Genomic DNA, 1,712 nt, shown 5'->3' with positions numbered 1-1,712 from the left:
TAGACCACCCACTCGGTCCGGCGCAGCGGCGCCAGATGCGCGGCGAAGGCCTTCGGGTCGGCCAGGCCTGCCAGCTCGCCGAAGAAGCTCAAGGCGCCCTGAGCATGGGCGGCGGCGAGCTTCTCGATGAAGAGCCGGCGGAAGAGCCGCGAGAGCACCCGGACGGGCAGGAAGAAGCCCTTGCGGCAGGCCACCCAGCGCTGGCCGTCGGGGGAGACCCCGCCGCCCGGTACGATGCAGTGGACGTGCGGATGGTGGGTCAGGGCCGAGCCCCAGGTGTGCAGCACCCCGATCAGGCCGATCCGGGCGCCCAGGTGCTTGGGATCGGCGGCGATGGTCGTCAGCGTCTGGGCGGCGGCCTTGAAGAGCAGGCCGTAGACCAGGGCCTTGTTCTGGAAGGCGATGGCCGCCATCGGGGCCGGCAGGGTGAAGACCACATGGAAGTAAGGGACAGGCAGCAGGTCGGCCTGGCGCTCTTCGAGCCAGGCCTGAGCCGCCTGTCCCTGACACTTGGGGCAGTGACGGTTACGGCAGGAGTTGTAGCTCACCGCCAGACGCTCACAGGCCTCGCAGCGGGCGACGTGGCCGCCGAGCTCGGCGGTGCGGCAGGCTTCGATGGCCGACATGACCTTGAGCTGGCCAAGGCTCAAGCGGCCGGCATGGGCCCGGCGGAAGGCCTCGCCGTGGGCGCGTAGGATGTCGGCCACCTCCAGGGATGGCCGCACGGGCTTATGGCTGCGGCGATCTCAGATGGGTGAGCGGACTCTGCACCGCGCCCAGCGTCTTGATCGCCACGCGGGTGTAGCGAGCGGTCGTGTCCAGCTTCTTGTGGCCCAGCAGCGCCTGGATCACCCGCACGTCGGTCTTGCGCTCCAGAAGGTGGGTGGCGAAGCAGTGGCGCAGGGTGTGCATCGACACCGGCTTGTCCAAGCCCGCCGAGGCCGCGGCCACCTTCAGGGCGCGGTTGAGCTGCCGGGGGGTGATCGGCTGGCCCGGATCTCGGCCCGGAAAGAGCCAGCCCTTGGGCCGCGCCATCCGCCACCAGGCTCGCAGCAGCTCCAGGAGCTCGGGCGAGAGCATGACGTACCGGTCCTTGCGGCCCTTGCCCTGCTCGACGCGGACCAGCATGCGGGCTGAGTCGATGTCGGCCACCTTCAGATGGACGATCTCCGAGACCCTCAGGCCACAGCCATAGGCGACGCTGAGGGCCGCCTTGTGCTTCAGGCTCGGCGCACAGTGCAGCAGCAGCGCCACTTCCTCGGGGCTGAGCACCTCCGGCAGCCGGTCTTCCTTGCGCACCGTCGCCAGCCGCTCGCCAAACCCCTGCCGGGCCAGGGTCACCTTGAAGAAGAACCGCAGGGCTGAAACCGCAGCGTTCATCTTAGCCGGCGAGGCGCCGTCGGCAGCTAGGCGCAACTGGTAGCGGCGCAGGTCTTCCGGCTCGGCCTGGTCAGGTGAACGGCCGAGGAACCGGGCGAAGTCGGCCACCACCCGCACATAGTCGTGCTGGGTCTTCGAACCGAACTGGCGGATGGTCATGTCCTCGATCATCCGCTGGCGCAGCGGGGTCGTGGTCGCAGAGGTCATGGGGATCTCCTGTCTGCAGGGTTGATCCCCAATCTTCAGACAGGACCGGCCAAACACCGCGCCAGCCGACCCCTCACAGACCTCTCTCCAGCCCACCCATGCCGCGCGAGCGGCTTAGTCCCCTG

At 69.0% G+C, this 1,712-nt stretch carries 2 protein-coding genes; both read right to left on the bottom strand.

Annotated features, from left to right (window positions below; all coding sequences use genetic code 11):
- On the bottom strand, positions 1–725 hold a 725-nt coding region (locus tag V7D28_RS15235; RefSeq protein ID WP_333588227.1), incomplete at its 3' end, for an IS91 family transposase.
- 4 nt (positions 726–729) lie between these two features.
- A complete protein-coding gene (locus V7D28_RS15230) occupies positions 730–1,587 on the bottom strand; it encodes a tyrosine-type recombinase/integrase (RefSeq protein WP_333588226.1) in 858 nt (285 codons plus the stop codon).
- Positions 1,588–1,712: the final 125 nt, after the last annotated feature.

This window comes from Phenylobacterium sp. (genome assembly GCF_036723115.1).
Taxonomy (GTDB): Bacteria; Pseudomonadota; Alphaproteobacteria; order Caulobacterales; family Caulobacteraceae; genus Phenylobacterium.
Note: the sequence above shows the minus strand (reverse complement) of the source record. Positions and strands in the feature narration are given on the sequence as shown.

What these genes read in the sequence shown, in the direction of transcription:
- V7D28_RS15230 (WP_333588226.1), bottom strand. Translation starts at nt 1,587, where the DNA reads ATGACCTCTGCGACCACGACCCCGCTGCGCCAGCGGATGATCGAGGAC.